General features: G+C 63.5%; 12 protein-coding genes, 2 rRNA genes and 1 pseudogene (1 of these 15 cut by a window edge). 3 read left to right on the forward strand and 12 right to left on the reverse strand.

All coding sequences use genetic code 11. The features are described 5' to 3' along the window. Both LOY26_RS22700 and LOY26_RS22705 read left to right on the forward strand, forming a co-directional pair. Window positions 1-933 carry a phosphatidate cytidylyltransferase gene (locus tag LOY26_RS22700; RefSeq protein WP_033702976.1) on the forward strand — a complete coding sequence of 311 codons (933 nt, stop codon included), beginning with the start codon at window positions 1-3 and terminating at the stop codon, window positions 931-933. 163 nt (window positions 934-1,096) lie between these two features. Further along, window positions 1,097-1,441, forward strand: a complete 345-nt coding sequence (locus LOY26_RS22705) for a cupin domain-containing protein (RefSeq protein ID WP_003251579.1) — start codon at window positions 1,097-1,099, stop codon at window positions 1,439-1,441. 140 nt (window positions 1,442-1,581) lie between these two features. Here LOY26_RS22705 and mmsB read toward each other — a convergent pair whose 3' ends face one another. Both mmsB and LOY26_RS22715 read right to left on the reverse strand, forming a co-directional pair. Then, entirely contained in the window at window positions 1,582-2,469 is an 888-nt protein-coding gene (gene mmsB, locus LOY26_RS22710; protein WP_033702977.1) for a 3-hydroxyisobutyrate dehydrogenase, read from the reverse strand. 10 nt (window positions 2,470-2,479) lie between these two features. After that, window positions 2,480-4,006, reverse strand: coding sequence for a CoA-acylating methylmalonate-semialdehyde dehydrogenase (locus tag LOY26_RS22715; RefSeq protein WP_033702978.1), 1,527 nt, complete (start codon window positions 4,004-4,006; stop codon window positions 2,480-2,482). Window positions 4,007-4,138: 132 nt separating this feature from the next. On the opposite strand from LOY26_RS22715, the gene LOY26_RS22720 reads away from it, so the two are divergent. Continuing rightward, window positions 4,139-5,089: a LysR family transcriptional regulator gene (locus LOY26_RS22720; RefSeq protein ID WP_033702979.1), complete on the forward strand. Its 951-nt coding sequence runs from the start codon at window positions 4,139-4,141 to the stop codon at window positions 5,087-5,089. A gap of 86 nt (window positions 5,090-5,175) precedes the next feature. Here LOY26_RS22720 and LOY26_RS22725 read toward each other — a convergent pair. The 10 genes and pseudogenes from LOY26_RS22725 to LOY26_RS22770 form a co-directional block, all read right to left on the reverse strand. After that, window positions 5,176-5,424, reverse strand: a pseudogene (locus LOY26_RS22725) (DUF3077 domain-containing protein); the annotation flags it as partial. Next, window positions 5,421-5,696, reverse strand: a complete 276-nt coding sequence (locus LOY26_RS22730) for a hypothetical protein (RefSeq protein WP_258714119.1) — start codon at window positions 5,694-5,696, stop codon at window positions 5,421-5,423. The gene LOY26_RS22730 and the pseudogene LOY26_RS22725, both read right to left, overlap by 4 nt. 399 nt (window positions 5,697-6,095) lie before the next feature. Further along, window positions 6,096-6,587, reverse strand: coding sequence for an OmpA family protein (locus LOY26_RS22735; RefSeq protein ID WP_186658952.1), 492 nt, complete (start codon window positions 6,585-6,587; stop codon window positions 6,096-6,098). 4 nt (window positions 6,588-6,591) lie between these two features. Next, window positions 6,592-7,860: a diguanylate cyclase domain-containing protein gene (locus LOY26_RS22740; RefSeq protein ID WP_258714120.1), complete on the reverse strand. Its 1,269-nt coding sequence runs from the start codon at window positions 7,858-7,860 to the stop codon at window positions 6,592-6,594. Then, window positions 7,857-8,423 carry a YfiR family protein gene (locus LOY26_RS22745; RefSeq protein WP_258714121.1) on the reverse strand — a complete coding sequence of 189 codons (567 nt, stop codon included), beginning with the start codon at window positions 8,421-8,423 and terminating at the stop codon, window positions 7,857-7,859. The genes LOY26_RS22740 and LOY26_RS22745 overlap by 4 nt, the downstream gene beginning before the upstream one ends. Window positions 8,424-8,742: 319 nt before the next feature. Further along, window positions 8,743-10,818: an exodeoxyribonuclease V subunit alpha gene (gene recD, locus LOY26_RS22750; RefSeq protein WP_033702984.1), complete on the reverse strand. Its 2,076-nt coding sequence runs from the start codon at window positions 10,816-10,818 to the stop codon at window positions 8,743-8,745. Next, a complete protein-coding gene (gene recB / locus LOY26_RS22755) occupies window positions 10,815-14,492 on the reverse strand; it encodes an exodeoxyribonuclease V subunit beta (RefSeq protein WP_258714122.1) in 3,678 nt (1,225 codons plus the stop codon). The genes recD and recB overlap by 4 nt, the downstream gene beginning before the upstream one ends. Continuing rightward, window positions 14,489-17,971: an exodeoxyribonuclease V subunit gamma gene (gene recC / locus LOY26_RS22760; RefSeq protein WP_258714123.1), complete on the reverse strand. Its 3,483-nt coding sequence runs from the start codon at window positions 17,969-17,971 to the stop codon at window positions 14,489-14,491. The genes recB and recC overlap by 4 nt, the downstream gene beginning before the upstream one ends. 148 nt (window positions 17,972-18,119) lie before the next feature. Further along, window positions 18,120-18,235: ribosomal RNA gene (gene rrf, locus LOY26_RS22765) — 5S ribosomal RNA — on the reverse strand. Between the two features lie 133 nt (window positions 18,236-18,368). Beyond that, window positions 18,369-18,922 (reverse strand): 23S ribosomal RNA (locus LOY26_RS22770) (it continues 2,339 nt past the right edge of the window).

An 18,922-nucleotide genomic window follows, 5' to 3' on the forward strand; every position in this document is an offset into this window, starting at 1 on the left:
ATGGATGACAACACGCTTTCCCTGTTCGCCGGCATCGGCGCCCTGCTGCTACTCGCCAGCGTGATCGGCCGCCTGCTCAAGTGGCGTGCCGGCCCGGCGCCGCATGCGGTGATCGACAACCTCAATGCCCGCATCAACGCCTGGTGGGTGATGGTGCTGGTGATCGGCATCGCCTTCGTATTTGGCAAGTACGGCGTGATCGTGCTGTTCTATGGCGTGTCGTTCTACGCCCTGCGCGAGTTCATGACGCTGACCCCGACCCGGCGCAGCGACTACCCGGCGCTGGTCGCCGCGTTCTATGTGGCGCTGCCGGTGCAGTACCTGCTGATTGCCATGGACTGGTACGGCCTGTTCAGCATCTTCATCCCGGTGTACCTGTTCCTGCTGCTGCCGATCCTGGCCAGCTTCGGTGGCGATACCACACGCTTTCTGGAGCGCGCATCGAAGGTGCAGTGGGGGCTGATGATCGCGGTGTACTGCGTTTCCTCCGTGCCCGCGCTGATGACGCTTGATATCCCGGGTTTCGAGGGCCGCAACCTGCTGCTGATCGCCTGGCTAATCCTGGTGGTGCAGATCAGCGACGTGTTGCAGTACGTGTGCGGCAAGCTGTTCGGCAAACGCAAGGTGGCGCCCAACCTGTCCCCCTCGAAAACCCTCGAAGGCCTGGTCGGTGGCGTGGCACTGGCCACTTTGATCGGCGCCCTGCTGTGCTGGATCACCCCGTTCAACTTCTGGCAGGCGGCCCTGATGGCCCTGACCGTCAACGCCATGGGCTTCTTTGGCGGGTTGGTGATGTCGGCGATCAAGCGTGACCGTGGGGTGAAGGACTGGGGGCACATGATCGAAGGCCACGGCGGCATGCTCGACCGGATGGACTCGGTGTGCTTTGCGGCGCCGGTGTTCTTTCACTTCGTGCGGTACTGGTGGGCTTGAGTAATGAGCGGCTCTGACACGCCAGCGCCTACAAGTGCCGCGTATACCCTCGGAAGACCAGATATAGCGCGGTCAGGCACCTGGACGTCGAGCCCAGGCAACTGCGGCTCGGCCGATAGCCCTATGGTGACGGGTCATTCATCCAGTCACCAGGAGTTGTGCCATGTCCGATTTCATCACCGTCCTGCGCGAGACCTGCCCGACGCCGGTCGTGGACGCCACCAAGTGGAAGCGCATCGGCGGCGATCCGCACACCGTCAACCTCAATGCCTACCTGTCGGCCGACGGCAGCAAGATCATGGGCACCTGGATCTGCACCCCGGGCAAGTTCGAGGTCAACTACGACAAGTGGGAGTTCTGCCACTTCCTCGATGGCTACTGCATCATCACCCCGGAAGGCGAAGAGCCGAAGCACCTGAAGGCAGGTGATGTGTTCGTGATCGAACCCGGGATGAAAGGCACCTGGGAAGTGGTCGAGACCGTGCGCAAGTACTTCGTTTTCGCCTGATAGCCAAGCCCTGCTTGCGCAGGGCACCTTCAGCATCCGTAAACCCTGGGCAAAAAAAATCGCGGAGCAGGTGCCCTTCCCTCTGGTGCGCAGTTACAGAGGGAAAGCCGCCTGGCCCGCGATGAAGTCCACCTCGCTCGTCAATCCTTTTTGCGGTACCCCTCGACGATGGCCGAGAAGTCCTTGCCACCCTCCCCGCGCAGGCTCATCGCCTGATACAACTGCTGGGCCACGGCCCCGAGAATCACCGGCTGGTGCGCCTGACGGGCAGCCTCGGTAGCCAGCCCCAGGTCTTTGAGCATCAACTCGGCGCCAAAGCCGCCGGTGTAGCCGCGTGAAGCAGGCGCGGTCTCGATCACGCCGGGCCATGGGTTGTACGTGTCGGAGCTCCAGCAACGGCCGGTCGAGCTGTTGATGATGCCGGCCAGCACCTGGGTGTCGATGCCCAGTGCATTACCCAAGGCCATGGCCTCGGACACGCCGATCATCGAAATGCCCAGCAGCAGGTTGTTGCAGATCTTGGCAATTTGCCCGGTACCCACCTCACCGCAATGCACGATGTTGCGGCCCATCTGCTCCAGCACCGGCTTGAGCGTGGCGAACAGCTCGGCGCTGGCACCGACCATGAAGGTCAGGGTGCCGGCCGCCGCGCCGCCGGTGCCACCGGAGACCGGTGCATCGCCCATGTCGACGCCCTTGGCCGCTGCGGCCTTGGACACCTCGCGGGCGGTCTGCGGGTCGATGGTGCTGCAGTCCACGGTCGGTGTGCCGGGGCGTACGCCCGCCAGCACGCCGTCATCGTTCAGGTAGACGCTGCGCACATGGGCTGCGGCCGGCAGCATGGTGATCACCAGCTCGCTGTTGGCCGCTGCTTCCTTGGGTGAAGGGCTGACCTGCCCGCCCAGTTCGGCGAGCTCGGCCAGCACGGTCTTGTTCAGGTCGAACAGGTTCAGCTGATGCCCGGCCTTGATCAGGTTGCGGGCCATGGGCGCGCCCATGTTGCCCAGGCCGATGAATGCGATACGCATGGCGAACTCCTTAGCGCAGGCTGATGGTGGTGTTCACACCGTCATTGACGCTGTCGTCATCGAACCAGCGGGCGGTGACGGTCTTGGTCTGAGTGTAGAACTGCACCACTTGCTTGCCGTACGGGCCGAGGTCGCCGAGCTTGGAGCCGCGCGAGCCGGTGAAGCTGAAGTACGGCACCGGCACCGGGATCGGGATGTTGATGCCGACCTGGCCGATGTCGATTTCGCTCTGGAACTTGCGCGCCGCTGCGCCGCTCTGGGTGAACAGGCCAGTGCCGTTGCCGAACGGGTTGCTGTTGACCAGGGCGATGGCCTCATCGAGGGTATCGACCTCCAGGGTCACCAGCACCGGGCCGAAGATTTCCTGGGTGTAGACCTGCATGTCGGTTTTAACCCCGGAGAACAGGGTCGGGCCGACGAAGTTACCTTGCTCATAGCCCGGCACCTTGACGTCGCGGCCATCGAGTTCGAGCTTGGCGCCTTCCTTGATGCCGCTTTCGATCAAGCCCAGCACCCGCTCCTTGGCACGCTTGGAGACCACCGGCCCGACGTCGGTACCCGGCTCGGACCCTGCATTGACCTTGAGCTTGCTCGCGGCCTCCTTGATGTCCGGCAGCCACTCGCGGGCCTTGCCCACCAGCACCGCCACCGAGGTGGCCATGCAACGCTGGCCGGCAGCACCAAAGGCCGCGCCGACCAGGGCGTTGACGGTCTGGGTGCGATTGGCGTCAGGCAGTACCACGGCGTGGTTCTTCGCGCCCATCATCGACTGCACGCGCTTGCCGTGCTGGCTGCCCAGGTTGTAGACGTGGGTGCCGACTTCGGTGGAACCGACGAACGAGATCGCCTTGATGTCCTGATGGGTGCAAATCGCATCCACCACCTGCTTGCCACCGTGCACCACGTTGAGCACACCGGCCGGCACGCCGGCTTCGAGCGCCAGCTCGACCAGCATCATGGTCGACAGCGGGTCCTGTTCGGAAGGCTTGAGCACGAAGGTGTTGCCGCAGACGATGGCCATGGGGAACATCCACAGCGGGATCATGGCCGGGAAGTTGAACGGGGTGATGCCCGCGCACACGCCGATGGGCTGGCGCAGGGTGTAGGTGTCGACGCCGCCAGCTACGTTCTCGGCGAATTCGCCCATCTGCAAGGTACCGATGGACGCCGCATGCTCGACCACTTCCAGGCCGCGGAAGATATCGCCTTCGGCATCGGCAATGGTCTTGCCCTGTTCGGCGCTGAGGGTCTGGGCGATGCGTTTGGAATGTTCGCGGATCAGCGCCTGCAGCTTGAGCATGATGCGCATGCGCGCGCCGATCGGGGTGTCACGCCAGGTCTTGAAGGCGCGATGGGCAGCCGCCACGGCAGCGTCGACTTCTTCGACGGTGGCGAACGGCACCCGCGCCAGCACTTGCTGGGTGGCCGGGTTGACGATATCGCGCCACTCGTCGGTCTTGGATTCGACCCACTGGCCATCGATCAGCAGCTTGACCTGCTCGACCTTGGTCTGGTCGGGGGATTGAGGTGCGTTCATCTGGGTTCTCCTTGGAATTATTGTCGGGTCGAGATCGCCAGCGCCGTGCAAACGCGAGGTGGCGTCCTGGGGCTTGTTTCGAGTATAGATGTGCAAACATCCAACAAGAACGCACAAAAAAACCGGATCATCATGCAAAAAGACCTCACATCCCTCAGCTCGCTCAACTGGGACGACCTGAAGTTTTTCCTCGAAGTGGCACGCACCCGCAAAGCCAGCAGCGCCGCCAAGCGCCTGAGCGTCGACTACACCACGGTGTCACGGCGCATCACGTCGCTGGAGGGGGCGCTGGGCACGCTGTTGTTCGAGAAGTCCCGGACCAACGGCTTCGTGCTTACCGCCGAAGGCCAGCGTTTGCTGGGCTATGCCGAGTCGATCGAGAGCACGCTGCACATGGCGTGCGAGCAGGTGTCAGGCTCGGGGGTGGCGTTGTCGGGGCATGTGCGCATGGGCTGCACCGAAGGTTTCGGCAGCTTCTTCGTCACGCCGCAACTGAGCCACTTCGTCGATGCGTATCCGGCCATTTCGGTGGATATCCTGCCGCTGCCGCACTTCATCAGCCTGTCCAAGCGCGAGGCGGACATCGTCATTGCCCTGGAACGGCCCGAGCACGGCCCTTATGTGTGCTGCAAGCTGTGCGACTACCGGTTGCGGCTGTATGCGACCCAGGCGTACCTGGATAACCACGCGCCGATCCGCCAGGTGGGGGATTTGGCCAAGCACCCCTTCATCAGCTACGTGGATGACCTGGCGTTCAGCTCCGAGCTGCTGTACCTGGCCAACCTGATCCCCAATGCCAACGCGCATTTGCGCAGTACCAGCGTGATTGCGCAGTACACCGCAGCATTGCAGGGGCGTGGGCTGGCGATTCTGCCGTGTTTTCTGGCGGCGCAGGACCCGCGATTGGTCACGGTGCTACCAGAGCAGATCGAGGTGACGCGGCAATTCTGGATGTATTGCCGGGAGGATTTGCGCAAGTTGAAGCGCATTACCCTGTTGTGGGATTACATCCGTGGGGTGACCGAGGCGAATGCGCCGTTGTTGATGGGGGAAACCCGCGAGATGCGCTTTGCTCAGGAATGATGCAGCCCTCAGCAACGGCGCCGTACAGGTAGAAGCTGGCTTGGCCTGCGATGGGCCGCAACGCGGCCCCAGGTTGTTGCGGGCAATTGAAGATTCTTGCCCATGCCCCGCTCCATATCATCGATCAGCGCCTTCGCCAGTTCGCTCAGGATTCTCGCTGCACTTCCTGCCACACGGTCATCCTCCATTTCAGCTTCAGTGGTCAGGTGACGAATGCAGCCGAGCAGCACTGACAGCTGAGAGAAAGCATGCTTGAAAGGTACGTTTGGTTGCAGGCGAAACAGATCGAAGGTTTCTACACCCGCTGTCGAAGAGTCTCTTGGATTGTGGGTCATCTAGACACTCCCTGAGCCGTGGCGCGAGAACTTTTGTGATCGGTAAGGGCGTTGATCACTCGGCACAGCAGACGGATATTCATGCCCATGGCGTCGCGCATGAGGCTTGGACCGCTCTCGATCAGAACGGTGGTGGTCTGTTCCACTGTCAGAGTCAAAGCTCGGATCAGCAGGTCGCATTCCTCGATGCCAGGAGGATCTTGGAGTGATAGGTGGGGAGGATCTAACAGAAGAAGGGTTGATGCAGGAGGATCGGGGACGAGCTTTTTCATGATGGAGCTCCCTTAAGCAAACCAGGAACTGCCTCCCTCTTCGTCTCAAGGATTTGGGTGGCAGTCGTGCACGGTTTGAGACCCGGGACACATGAATACCGGCCAGGCCGAAGCCTGCCCGCGCACGACCGCCATGAAGCGGTGCCAACACATGTAGTCCGGGGGTCTCAAGCCCGATCGCCTTGAACGGCGACTCAGGGACGTTATCCCAGGGGCTCTTTCCCGCCTACGTGGCAACTTCTGACAGCGGCGTAGGATAGTTCGCTATATGCCGAAACCCGAAGCAATTGGTTTCAAACTCGGAAATGTCTTACGGCTAGACGGCCAAGTCGAGGGCTGCGCCCTCGATCGCAGCCAAGCCAGCGCCTGCAGGGACCGAGTCGGTCTGCAAGAGATCGCTCAGTACGACGCGACAACAATCGACACCCGTCGATTCTCGGTGCGCCCGGCACTGCTGCGGTTGTCGGCCACCGGTTGGGTACTGCCCAGGCCGCGGGTCTGGATGTTCTGCGCAGGCATGCCGATACCGATCAGCGTTCTGGCCACACTCTGCGCCCGGCGCTCGGACAATTGCTGGTTGTAGGCCGCCCTGCCCGAGGCATCCGCGTGCCCATCCACCCGCACACCCTGGATACCAACCCCCAGCAGTGCCTTGCCGATACGCTCGACAATCGCCTGGCTCTGGCTATTCAGGCCGTCCAGGTCACTGCCGAACAGTACCTTGCCCGACAGATCGAAGGCCCAGCCTTCATCAGTCGGGGCAAAGCCTTCGCGCTTGAGCACGGCGATCTGCTCGGCAGTCAGGCCCTTGGGCGGTGTGCTCTGGCAGCCGGTCAGCGCGAGCAAGGCGAGCAGCAAAGCCCAAAGGGGGAAACGCAAACGATGAATCACGGGTTCAACTCCTGTTTTTGATTTCGGCGGCGGACCGTTCCGTCTGCGCCACTTGCCACTGGCCACGGCGTTTTCGCTTGGCCTGGTACATTGCCGCATCGGCGGCGTCGAGCAGGCTGGCAGGGTCAGTGCCATCCACCGGGTAATAGGCGATGCCGACACTCAGCGAGGTGGCAATGCTGCTGCCACTGTCCAACTGCACCGGCAGCTTCATGCTGGCGACGATCTTCTCGGCAATGAGCTCGGCGTCTTCACGCGAATGCAGCGGCGTCAGCAACACCGCAAACTCGTCACCGCCCAGGCGCGCCACCAGGTCGTGCTCACGCAGTTGGGCGCGGATGCGGTCGGCAACGCTGATCAGCACCTCGTCGCCTACGGCATGGCCCAAGCTGTCATTGATCTGCTTGAAGTGGTCACTGTCGAGGAACAGCACCGCCAGGTGATCCTGCTGGCGCGCAGCATTGCGCAGGCAACGGCTGAGGCGCCCTTCGAAGAAGGCGCGGTTGGGCAGGCCGGTCAGGCTGTCATGGCTGGCCTGATGGGCCAGGGTCTGGTTTTCGCTCTGCAGGTGGCTGTGCCACACCTCCAGTTCATCGAGCAAGGCGTTGAAGTCGTTACCCAGCTCGTTGAGTTCGGCGATCGGCGCCTCCGGCACGCGACGGTCGAAGCGCCGTTCGCGCCGCGCGGCATGAGCAACGCTGGCCAAACCGCGCAATGGCCGGACGATGTCGCCGAGCAGGCGCCGCGACAAGTACAAGGCGATGACTGCGCTGAGCACCATGCACAACAGGATCCCGCCCAACCCGCCGAGCAGGAACAGCAACAGGCTGCGGCCCTGGCCAATCAGCTCGATGTGCCCGACCTTTTGCTGCTGATGAATGATCGGCAGGTTGACCGGCTCGTCCAGCAGCATGGTGGCGACCAGGGTTTCCAGGTGGGCGAGCATGCCGCTGTCGTTGCGTTGCCAGTGGGCCAGTTGCTCACCGTCATTGTTGAAGACCTTGGCGTCGGCCACCTCTTCGGTACTGGCGATCAGCGCCAGCGCCTCATTGGCCGCGACGCGGTCGTCGAACACCACAGCGGCTTCCGCGGTGTAGGTGATCGAGCGGGCGATCAGGTGCAGGTTGTGGTTGGCATAGACCTGCAGGGCAAGCACGCCCAGCACGGTCAGCGAAATACCGACCAGGCCCACGGCGAGCAGGGCAACATTGAGGTGCCCACGGCCGAGCACCGAACGTAGGGTCGGGCGCATGCGCTTGTTGGCAGCTTTCATGGCTGCGCACCTCGGCGCCGCGACAATTGCAGCACGCTGGGGTGGATGCGTACGCCCGAACGGGCCACGGAGTCGAGGTTCACTTCAAAGGCGACCTGCTGGTCGCTGACCCGCAGGCAGAACAAGCTGCCGACGGTACAGGGGTCGTCGGCCTCGCTGATGCTCAATACCGGGTGACCGCTGACGCGCTGGAACAACCGATCGCGTTGGCCTTGATCGAGCTTGCCGATGTAAATGGCATCGCAGGCCTGGGCGACTTGTGCATCGTCAGCCAGCAGGCGACGCACCTGCAAAGGCCGCCCGGATTCCTGCACATGCCCTTTGATCAGGTCGTCGGCGTACTCGGTAGGGCCGACCAGGCACAGGCGCAACGGCGCAGGTTCGGCTGGCCAGCGTGCGTAGCTGAAGATTCCCAGCACCACCTGGGTGACGGCCTTGGCGCGTTGCTGTGCTTGCACAGCGGTGGCTGCGGATTCCGCCCAGGCAGGGGCTGCCAGTAGCGACAGGGCGGCCAGCAACAGCGAAAGCATACAGCTCGTCAATCGCCTCCCGGCCACGGTCATGTGGGAAATCTCTCGAAGTCCTTTCAGATATTGGCGCAACGATAGCACATGGCCGCCAACCCTGACTTGCGTGGCTTTTGTAGGAGCGGCCTTGCGTCGCGAAAGGGCTGCGCAGCAGCCCCGGCGATCTTGTTGCAACCACAGAACCTTGTTGCAACCACAGAACCTTGTTGCAACACAGAACCTTGTTGCAACACAGAACCTTGTTGCAACACAGAACCTTGTTGCAACACAGAACCTGGGGCTGCTGCGCAGCCCTTTCGCGACGCAAGGCCGCTCCTACAAGGGCCGCGCCGCAATGATGGCAGCAGTGGGCGATTCAGACTTGTTCGAGCATCAGGCCGGAGATCCGCCGTACCTTGCGTGACACCGCCTCTTCGAATATGCCCTGGCGTGGCTCGATCAGGCTGAAGCAATGCTTGGCCCGGGTGATGCCGGTGTACACCAGCTCCTTGGTCAACACCGGGTTGAGGGCATCCGGCAGCACCAGCGCGGTATGGCTGAACTCCGAGCCCTGGGACTTGTGCACGGTCATGGCGAACACGGTTTCCACCTCGTTGAGCCGGCTTGGCAAGACAAAACGTACTCCGCCGTTGCCATCGTTACGCGGGAAGGCCACCCGTAGCAGCGGCTCGCCCCGCTCATCCGGCAGGCGCAAGGCGATGCCGATGTCACCGTTCATCAGGCCCAGGCCATAATCGTTGCGCGTCACCAGCACGGGCCGGCCCTCGTACCAGGGCTGCTGGGCGTCTATCAGCCCGGCATTGTGCAGCACCCGAGCCACCCGCTCATTGAGGCCCTCCACCCCCCAAGCGCCCCGGCGTACCGCACAGAGCAGCTGGAAGTCCTCGAAACCGTGCAGTACCTTGCTCGCCCATTGCTCCCACAGTGGGTCGTCATAAGCAGTGCCAGGTGCCGGCCGATAACGCCCCAGGGTCCGCAGGTAGCTGCGATAGCCTTGCGGGCCCTCGGCGCCGCGGTTGAGGCCGTCGAGCAGCAAACGGTCGAAGGCCCGGTCCTGTTCGTTCTTCAGCGACAGGCCATTCACATCAGGCGGTGGCAGGGCGAGCAGATTGCGCGCCGCATGCGATTCCTGACGGTTGACCAGCCGAGCCAATTGGCCAATACCGCTGCCCTCGCCGAAGCGCCGGGAAAAACGCAGCATCACCACTTGCTGCGCCAGCGGATTGCGCTGCGCATCACCGGCCACCAGGCCACTGCCCTGCAGCGACTGGCCGCCGATCTGCTCCAGCCACGCCTGGGTCGCGGCCGAGTAGCAACCGTCCTCGGCATCCCGGCACAGGTCACCCAGTACCGCACCCGCCTCGACCGAGGCCAACTGGTCTTTATCACCCAGCAGGATCAGCCGCGCGCGAGGTGGCAGCGCATCGAGCAGGTTGGCCATCATCTCCAGGTCGATCATCGAGGCCTCGTCCACCACCAGCACGTCCAGTGGCAACGGATTACCCGCATGGTGGCGGAAGTGCCGCGACCCTGGGCGGCTGCCCAACAGCCGGTGCACGGTGCTGACCTCGGTGGGGATCTGCCCGCGCACGGCAGTACTGACCTGCAGCCGCTCGACCTGCTGGCCGATGGACTCGGTCAGGCGCGCCGCCGCCTTGCCGGTCGGCGCGGCCAGGCGAATGCGCAAAGGCCTGCCCTGCTCCACCGCCGGCGCCTGCAGCAAGGCCAGCAACCGCACCACCGTGGTGGTCTTGCCGGTGCCGGGGCCGCCAGTGATGATGCTGAAGCCGGCCCGGGTCGCCAGGGCGCAGGCAAGCTTTTGCCAATCGACCTGGCCAGCCAGGGCGCCTTCGTCGAACAACTGGCCCAGGCGAGCCGGCAAGTCGCTGGGCGCTGCCTCGTGCTGGCTCAGGCGCTGGCGCAGGTTGTGGTCGATGCGCCGCTCGTAGCTCCAGTAGCGGCGCAGGTACAGACGCTCGCCACTGATTACCAGCGGCCGCGCCTGCTGGCCGGGTGTGTCACCACTGGCCACCAGTGGGCTGGCCGCGATGCGCTGGCGCCAGGCCTGAAGGTCCAGGCCGGCAAGCAGTTGCGAAGGCAACAGCAAGGGGCCGATCAGGGCGTCACCCTCCGGCGGCAGCGACAGCGCGAAGTCTGGCTCGGCCAGGGTCTGCTGCAGGTCCAGGCAGACATGCCCATGGCCCAGCTGATGGCTTGCCAAGGCTGCCGCCAGCAACAGCAACGGATCGCTGCCGGGCGCACGTTCTTCGAGAAACGACACGAAGGCACGGTCGAGGGCACGCAGCCAGCCACGCTCGACCCAACGGTCCAGCAGTAGCAGCAGGTCGCCGCTGTCGCGCTGCGGCGCGAGGGCCAGCAGGTGCTCGGCATGCAAGGGGGTGGGCAACAGGTCGGTGAGGCTTCGGCTCATGGCGCGGCTCCGGCAAACAGGTCCTGCTGCTCGGGCACAGACTCACCACGGAACAGTGCATCGAGTGCTTCGATCAGCACACGCGGCGGCTTGGCGAAGTACACGCCATGGCCGCTGCTGCTGGCACCACGCAGGAAGATGAACAGGGCGCCGCCGACATGGCGGTCGTAATCGTAATCAGGCAGCCGGGCGCGCAACTGACGGTGCAGGGCCAGCAGATACAGGACGTACTGCAAGTCGTAGCGATGCTCGAGGATGGCTTTTTCCATGGCCAAGCTGTCGTAAGCCGGGATGTCCGGGCCCAGCCAGTTGGATTTGTAATCGGCCACGTAGTAGCGCCCGTCCAGTTCGAAGGCCAAGTCGATGAAGCCCTTGAACATGCCGTTGAGCAACGTCGGTTGCGCCGCCGGGCGCGCATGGCCTGGGTGGGTGTGGCGCGCCACCAGCTGATCGAGCTGTTCGGCGTCGACCTGATGGCTGGCGAACCAGAACTCCATTTCGATCTGGTAATGACGCAACTGCGCAAGGGTCAGGCTTACTTCCTGGCCCAGGACAGGCAATGGTTCGTTCAGCAACATGTGCAACCAGGGCGTCAGCGTCGCGATCCAGCCGGTCCAGTCACGCCGATTGCAGCGCTGCCCGACGGTGCGCTCGATCAGTTCAAGGTTGCCGCTGACCTCGGCGAAACCTTCACGGCCGGCCCATTCCAGCAGGCCGTGCAGGAAGGTACCGGGGTTCGGCCCCCGCGGGAAGCGGTGGATATCGCCGCCTTCTGCCGGCACCTCGCGCAGTACCTGGGCGTCGACCACTTCGTCATCCAACAGTTGCTGGGCCTGCGAGCTGTCGGCGCCGAGAGTCTGCTCGCCGACGCGCAGGGCACTGTAGGACGCGATCCACCAGTTCTCGGCGGCCGCCCGCCGGGGTTTGCGCGCAGGCAGCAGCTCACGTTCGGCTTGCGGCATGCGATACCCCTGATCGTCGGCCAGCGGCAGCGGCGGGCAGGCAATGTACGGGCAGGCCGATGCCAACGCCTGCAGCCAGCCCGCCAGTTGCCCGGAACTCGGCAGGGCAAGGCCACCGCCCAGCAGATAACCGAGCGCCGAACGGTGCAGTTGCGAGTGCTTCTGGTTGCCGCGTTTCAGGTCGGCGACCCCAAGCCAGCAGGCATGCTGGGCGCGGGTCAGGGCCACATAGAGCAGGCGCAGGTCTTCGGCCAGGCGCTCGTCATCGGCCCGGGCGATCTGCTCTTGATCAGGCGTAAGGGTCAGGTGGGCGTTGCCTTGGCTGTCATGCCAGGCCAACGGCAGGCGCGTACCGTCTACCGGCTTGCTGGTGCAGATGAACGGCAGGTAGACCAAGGGGTATTCCAGGCCCTTGGACTTGTGGATAGTCACCACCTTGACCAGTTGCTCATCGCTCTCCAGCCGCAGGATCTGCTCTTCGCCGGCCTGGCCGGAGCTGGACAGGTGCTCGGCCAGGTGACGGATCAATGCCTGCTCGCCATCCAGCTCACCTGCCGCCTGTTGCAGCAATTCGGCCAGGTGCAGCAGGTTGGTCAGCACGCGCTCGCCGTCACTGCGGGCGATGAGCGTGCGCGGCAGCTGGAAGTCGTGCAGCAGGTGCCGCAGCATCGGCAGCACACCCTGGCGCTGCCAGGTCTCGCGGTAGCGACGAAAACGCATGACCCAGTCTTCCCACACGCGCTCGTCCTGGTTCAGCTTGTCCAGCGCGGCCAATGACAGGTCGAGGGTGAGGCTGGCCAGGGCGGCCTTGAGCAGGCGCTCCGAGTCCGGTTCGGCGCAGGCCTTCAGCCACGCCAGCAGGTCATGGGCCTCCTGGGCGGCGAACACCGAGTCCTTGTCGGACAGGTACACGCTGCGCACATCCCGAGCAGCCAGCTCGCCACGGATCATCTGGGCTTCGTGGCCGTCGCGCACGAGGATGGCGATATCCGATGGCAGGCAAGGGCGCAGTTCGCCTTCGCCGTTACGGAAACCCGCCGTGCCCTGCTGGCCACCGTTGAGCAGGGCGACGATATGGCTGGCGCAGCTGGCCGCCAACTGCTGACGGTACAGGGTGCCCGAGACCGGTTCTTCGCTCTGCAGTTGCCAGCATTGCAAGGCTGCACACACCTCGCCATCCACCAGCAGCTGTTCGCCACGGCCTTTGGCACGCACCTCGATGAACGGCAACGGGTTGTCTTCGGCTTCACGGAACAGGAACGCCCCTCGCCCCTGGCTTCGCGTCTCGGCCTGGAGGAACACCTGGTTAACCGCCGCGACCATCGCCTGGCTCGAGCGGTAGTTGGTGTCCAGGCTGTGCAGGCGCCCGGTGGTGGCACGACGGGCGGCAAGGTAGGTATAGATGTCGGCGCCGCGGAAGGCATAAATCGCCTGCTTGGGGTCGCCGATCATGAACAGCCCGGTTTCGGTGCGGTTTTCGGTGATCTGGTAGATCCGCTCGAAGATGCCGTACTGGACCGGGTCGGTGTCCTGGAATTCGTCGATCAGTGCCACCGGGAACTGCTCACGAATCAACCCGGCCAGGCGCTCGCCGGCCTCGCTGGCCAGGGCATGTTGCAGGCGCAACAGCATGTCGTCGAAGCCCATTTCGGCGCGCCGACGCTTCTCCACTTCAAAACGCGCCGAGACCCAGCTGGCAGCATGTTCGAGCAGCCGCGCATCCGGGCTGGCCAGCGCCTGCAATTGCTGCTGCAGCGTCTGCATGGCACGCAGCCCCGGGTGATCGGGTGGCTCGCCTGACTTCCAGGCCTCGGCCATGCCGGCCGGGGTCAGGCGGGTGAAGCCGGTACCCAGGTCGAGTTCGACGATGTGTTCGTCGGCGGCCCATGCGCTCAGCTTGTCGAACCAAGGTTCGAAGTAGCGTGCCTGCATCTTGCGGCCGTCGGCCAGCTTGGCGGCCACGGCATCGCGGCAGATCTGCCGCAGCTCATCGGCCCACTGTGCCCAGGGCGCCTTGAGCTGGGCCAACTGCTCGGTACGTTGCGCAAGCGCGTCTTCAATCAACGCCTCGGGTTCTTGCTCGTGCTGCTGGGCCCGTACCCGACCGAACAGCGGGCGAATGCGCGGCAACAGCGCGTCGGGGCTGCCCCAGTGGCCACGCACCCAGGCCAGCGCCTCACCCTGCATGCCATAGCAGAACCGCCGCCAGTAATCGCGCATGACCTGGCCAAGCAGGTCGGTGTGATCGGTCTCCAGCGTCTGGGTGAACAGGCTGCCGCTGTCGAACGCGTGCTCGCGAAGCATGCGTTGGCACCAACCGTGGATGGTCGACACCGCCGCTTCATCCATCCATTGCACGGCGATTTCCAGGCGGCTGGCGCAACGCGGCCAAGCTTCTTGCGGGTAATCGTCGCGCAACTGATGCAGCAGTGGGTCGGCCGCTTCAAGCTCGCCACGGAAGAACCGCGCCGCTTCGGCCAGGCGGGCCCGTATGCGTTCGCGCAGCTCTTTGGTGGCGGCGTCGGTAAAGGTCACCACGAGGATCTGCGGGGGCAACAGTTCACGGCCGAAAGCCTGTTCGCCGCCGTGGCCGAGGATCAGCCGCAGGTACAGCGCCGAGATGGTGAATGTCTTGCCGGTACCGGCGCTTGCTTCGATCAGCTGGCTACCATGCAGGGGAAAACTCAGTGCCAGGGGACGGTCCAGCGTCATGCGCCACTCTCCGGGTTGCCCAGGGCCTGCCAGGGTGCGTTGAACAATGGGCGGTACAAGGTTTCGCACCAGCCTTCAAAGGTTTCGTCGGCGCTGAGCGCGGCGAAATCACGGAACTGCCGGGCCAGGGCAATACTTTCGCTGCGCTCGCCGAAGCTGTTGCGCTCGTCACCTTCATAGGCACGGGCCGCTGCGGCCAGCGCCTTGTCGGCATCGTCCTGGCCCAGCCAGGCAAAGGCGGTCTTGGCTGCCACCGACAGTGGCGCGTTCATTGCCGCCTGGCGCGCTACCAGCAGGTCGCCGAGCAGCTGCGCCGCCTCACCTTGCGGCAAGGGTGCAAGCAGCAGGGTCAGGTCACTGGCCACCAGCGCACTGTTAAGCGGGTAACCCGCAGCACAGGCGGCCAGGTGCATGACCCAGGGCGCGATCAGCCGGTGCCACTTGTAGTTGTTGCGCCCGGCGCTGATGGTGTTCGGGACCGTGGTGATACTGAGCAGGCTTTGATCTTCTGCCTGGTAAACCCGGCCCAGCCAGCCTTCGAGGCGATGCCTGCCCTGTTCGAAATGAACAGGCAATGCGCCTTCGACCAGGTGAGGCCAGCGTTGCAACAACTGGCGATGGCGTTGTAGCAGATCGGGCAGCGGCTGGATCAGCTCGGCCTGCAAGAGCTGCCCGAAACCGGCAAGGGGTAACAGGCCACAGGCTTGCAGGCGGCGGGCCTGCGTCTGCAAGGCAGGCTCGGCATGGTCCGGGTCAGCCAATGCGGCATTCAACAGGCTTTCGGCGGCACCATAGCGTTGCAAGGTATCGAGCACGAACGGCTCTTCATCCGGGGTCGGCGCCTCCAGGGCCTCGAAGAACACCTTCAAACGCTGGCTGAAGAAGTGCCGCACCGGGTGGCGAAGAAAGTCGTGCAGTTGCGTCAGGCTCAGCGCTTCATCATCGACGTAGGGCGGCAGATCGGGATCAGGCTGCGCGAGCGCCTGCCCGGGCAGATGCAGCACCTGCCACTCATGGGCGAAGCTGAACAAAGGGCTGCCCTTCTGGAAGTAACGCGGGCTGAACGGCTGTAGCGGGTGCTCCTGCGTCAAGGCATGCAGCAACCGCTCGTCCGGCCCAAGCCCTGGGCCCGCGTCGGTGCCGGCCAAACGCCAACCTGCAGCCACATGGTCGCGTAACTGGCCGATAAGCACTGAGGCCGGGCGCTCACTGTTGTCGCGGATACTGCGCCCGACCCAGCTGACATACAGCTGATCGCGTGCCGACAGCAGGGCTTCGAGCAGCAAGTAACGGTCATCCTCACGGCGCGAGCGATCACCGGGGCGGTAGTCGCTGGCCATCAGGTCGAAGTCCAGCGGCTGCTGGGCGCGGGGGTAGTCACCATCGTTCATGCCCAGCAGGCAGACCACCCGGAAGGGGATGGCGCGCATGGGCATGAGGGTGCAGAAGTTTACCGAGCCGGCGAGGAAGCGCTGGGACAGCTTGCCCTGATCCAGGCCAGACAACCATGCTTCGCGGACCACGGTAAGCGGTAGCGAGTCCTGCAGGCCGACGGTTTCGCACACTTGCAGCCAGGCATCGCGCAAGTCCTGCAGTTGCATCAACAGAAACTCGTCGTGCTCACCTTCAGCCAGGAAGAACACCTGCAACAAGGCATTCAGGCGTTCGCCCCACTGGGTGACGGTCGCGGGCTGGGCCAGTGCCTGGCACGCCACATCCAGGGCATCCAGCAGGGCCACCAGCGGGCCGATCAGTGCAGCATCCAGGCCGCCGATTTCGTCATAGGGTTCAATGCCGTCACAGCCCTCACCTACGCCAACAGCATACCCCAGCAGCATACGCCGCAGGCCAAACCGCCAGCTGTTCTGCTCCAAGCCTTCCGGCAAGCCCAGGCTGGCGCGCTGCTCGGCATTCAGGCCCCAACGGATACCGGCGCCTTCGATCCAGCGATGCAGGGTGGGCAGGTCACTTTCACGGATGGCGAAACGGGCGCGTACCGCCGGCACGTCGAGCAGGTCGAGCACTTCGCTGACGGCGAAACGGCTATCCGGCAACTTGAGCAGGTGCTCCAGGGCAATCAGCAATGGCTCCCGACCGCGTTGGCCTTGATCGGTGAGGGTGAACGGAATGTAGCGTGGGTCATGACGCTGCAACTGCCCGAATACGGCGCGGATATGGGGCGCGTAGGTGTCGATTGCCGGCAGCATCACGATCACGTCGCGCGGGCGCAGGGTAGGGTCGGCGCTGAAGCGTGCCAGGAGCTGGTCGTGGAGAATCTCCACCTCGCGTTGCGGGCTGTGCGCGACGTGAAAGCGCATCGAACGGTCCTGCCCGAGGTCGACTTGCGGCCAGCGCTCACGGGTTTCGGCGAGCGGGCGCAGTTCAAGGATGTCATCTTGCAGCTGGTTGAGCAGCGTGGTCGGCGAACCCTCGCTGAACAGGTCGATGCGCCCCTCGCTGAACACACCGCGGTAGCTGCCCGGGTCGTCATAGCTGTCGAGCAGGTTGATGTAGTCACGGCCCTGCTTGCCCCAGGCGGCCAGCAGCGGATGCGCGTGCTGGTGCAGGGATTGGTCATCCAGCAGCAGCGGCATGCCCTGCTTGCGCTGTTGGCGCTTGTACTGATGGCGCAGCAGGTCTTTGTCGGCGACGATATCGGCCCAGTGATGGCGGCAAGGGTTGTGAACGCAAAGCAGTACTTGGCTGAACCGGGCCAGCCCAGCCAACGCCTCCAGTGCCTGAGCCGGCAGGGAAGAGATACCGAACACGATCACCCGCGATGGCAGGCCCGCAGGGGCTTGTTCCAGGCTGTTGATGCGCTCGATGAAACGCTGATGCACGCCCGCGCGACTCTGCGCCATGCCTTGTTCGCCGACATCTTCCAGCAGGGCGCGCCACAGCTCGGCCTGCCAGCGATTGCCAGGGGGCAGCGCTTTACGCTCGCCCCGAGCGGTATTGAGGACGTGATCACCGCCCGCCCAGTCCTTGAGCCAGTCGGCTCGGTAGACCTGGTATTGGTCGAACAAGTCGGCGAGGCGCTCGGCAAGCTGATAACGCTTGCGCAGGTCGCTATCGTCGGTAAGAAAACGCCGCAAGGGCTCGAAGTGCTCGCGCTCGATCAACGACGGCAGCAAGCGCATCAGGCGCCAGGTCAGCGGCGCCTTGTCGAGCAAGGACACCTCAGGGATTTCATCGCGGCCCAGCACTCGACGGTAAAGCTGCCACATGAAACTGCCAGGCAGTTGCACATCGATCGCGGCCGCGATGCCACAGCCGCCCAGGTCACCCTCTTCAGGGTCTTCAGCCAGCGCCAGTTTCAGCCACTGGGCAATGCCGTTGCTTTGCACCAGGGCAATTTCGTTTTCCAACGGCGCTAACGGGTACCGACGCATCCAGCTCACCACCAAGCTGCGCAAGTCGTCGAGGCGGTTGCCATGCACGATCATGAAGCCGGGCTGAAGGGTGGTGGTGTTGACCATTGAGCATTCCCTGGAAGGCAGTGGGTTCTGATGCGGAACCATATCACGGGGCATGCCCGGGCTTATGGCGAGCATGGCGACAATTCTTTTCCAGCCGCAAAGACAAAACCCCTACCTGCTTGCGCAGATAGGGGTTTTGCGAAATGAATCTTGACGATGACCTACTCTCACATGGGGAGACCCCACACTACCATCGGCGATGCATCGTTTCACTACTGAGTTCGGGATGGGATCAGGTGGTTCCAATGCTCTATGGTCGTCAAGAAATTCTGTTGCCAGAACGTCCAGATGGACAGCCTAGCGAATTCGGATATGTGATGTTGTGATGTACATTCGAACTTTCGGTTCGTGTGTCTTCACCACCGCAATCTGCATGAGCAAATTGCTTGGGTGTTATATGGTCAAGCCTCACGGGCAATTAGTATTGGTTAGCTCAACGCCTCACAGCGCTTACACACCCAACCTATCAACGTCGTAGTCTTCGACGGCCCTTTAGGGGATTCTAGATCCCAGTGAGATCTCATCTTGAGGCAAGTTTCCCGCTTAGATGCTTTCAGCGGTTATCTCTTCCGAACATAGCTACCCGGCAATGCCACTGGCGTGACAACCGGAACACCAGAGGTTCGTCCACTCCGGTCCTCTCGTACTAGGAGCAGCCCCTCTCAAATCTCAAACGTCCACGGCAGATAGGGACCGAACTGTCTCACGACGTTCTAAACCCAGCTCGCGTACCACTTTAAATGGCGAACAGCCATACCCTTGGGACCGGCTTCAGCCCCAGGATGTGATGAGCCGACATCGAGGTGCCAAACACCGCCGTCGATATGAACTCTTGGGCGGTATCAGCCTGTTATCCCCGGAGTACCTTTTATCCGTTGAGCGATGGCCCTTCCATACAGAACCACCGGATCACTAAGACCTACTTTCGTACCTGCTCGACGTGTTTGTCTC

The organism is Pseudomonas sp. B21-047, assembly GCF_024748775.1.
In the GTDB taxonomy this organism is placed as follows: Bacteria; Pseudomonadota; Gammaproteobacteria; order Pseudomonadales; family Pseudomonadaceae; genus Aquipseudomonas; species Aquipseudomonas capeferrum.

Bases quoted from the DNA above. Each gene is read 5' to 3' on its own strand.
- LOY26_RS22700 (WP_033702976.1), top strand. From the start codon at position 1: ATGGATGACAACACGCTTTCCCTGTTCGCCGGCATCGGCGCCCTGCTG.
- LOY26_RS22705 (WP_003251579.1), top strand. From the start codon at position 1,097: ATGTCCGATTTCATCACCGTCCTGCGCGAGACCTGCCCGACGCCGGTC.
- mmsB (WP_033702977.1), bottom strand. From the start codon at position 2,469: ATGCGTATCGCATTCATCGGCCTGGGCAACATGGGCGCGCCCATGGCC.
- LOY26_RS22715 (WP_033702978.1), bottom strand. From the start codon at position 4,006: ATGAACGCACCTCAATCCCCCGACCAGACCAAGGTCGAGCAGGTCAAG.
- LOY26_RS22720 (WP_033702979.1), top strand. From the start codon at position 4,139: ATGCAAAAAGACCTCACATCCCTCAGCTCGCTCAACTGGGACGACCTG.
- LOY26_RS22730 (WP_258714119.1), bottom strand. From the start codon at position 5,696: ATGAAAAAGCTCGTCCCCGATCCTCCTGCATCAACCCTTCTTCTGTTA.
- LOY26_RS22740 (WP_258714120.1), bottom strand. From the start codon at position 7,860: ATGAAAGCTGCCAACAAGCGCATGCGCCCGACCCTACGTTCGGTGCTC.
- LOY26_RS22745 (WP_258714121.1), bottom strand. From the start codon at position 8,423: ATGACCGTGGCCGGGAGGCGATTGACGAGCTGTATGCTTTCGCTGTTG.
- recD (WP_033702984.1), bottom strand. From the start codon at position 10,818: ATGAGCCGAAGCCTCACCGACCTGTTGCCCACCCCCTTGCATGCCGAG.
- recB (WP_258714122.1), bottom strand. From the start codon at position 14,492: ATGACGCTGGACCGTCCCCTGGCACTGAGTTTTCCCCTGCATGGTAGC.
- recC (WP_258714123.1), bottom strand. From the start codon at position 17,971: ATGGTCAACACCACCACCCTTCAGCCCGGCTTCATGATCGTGCATGGC.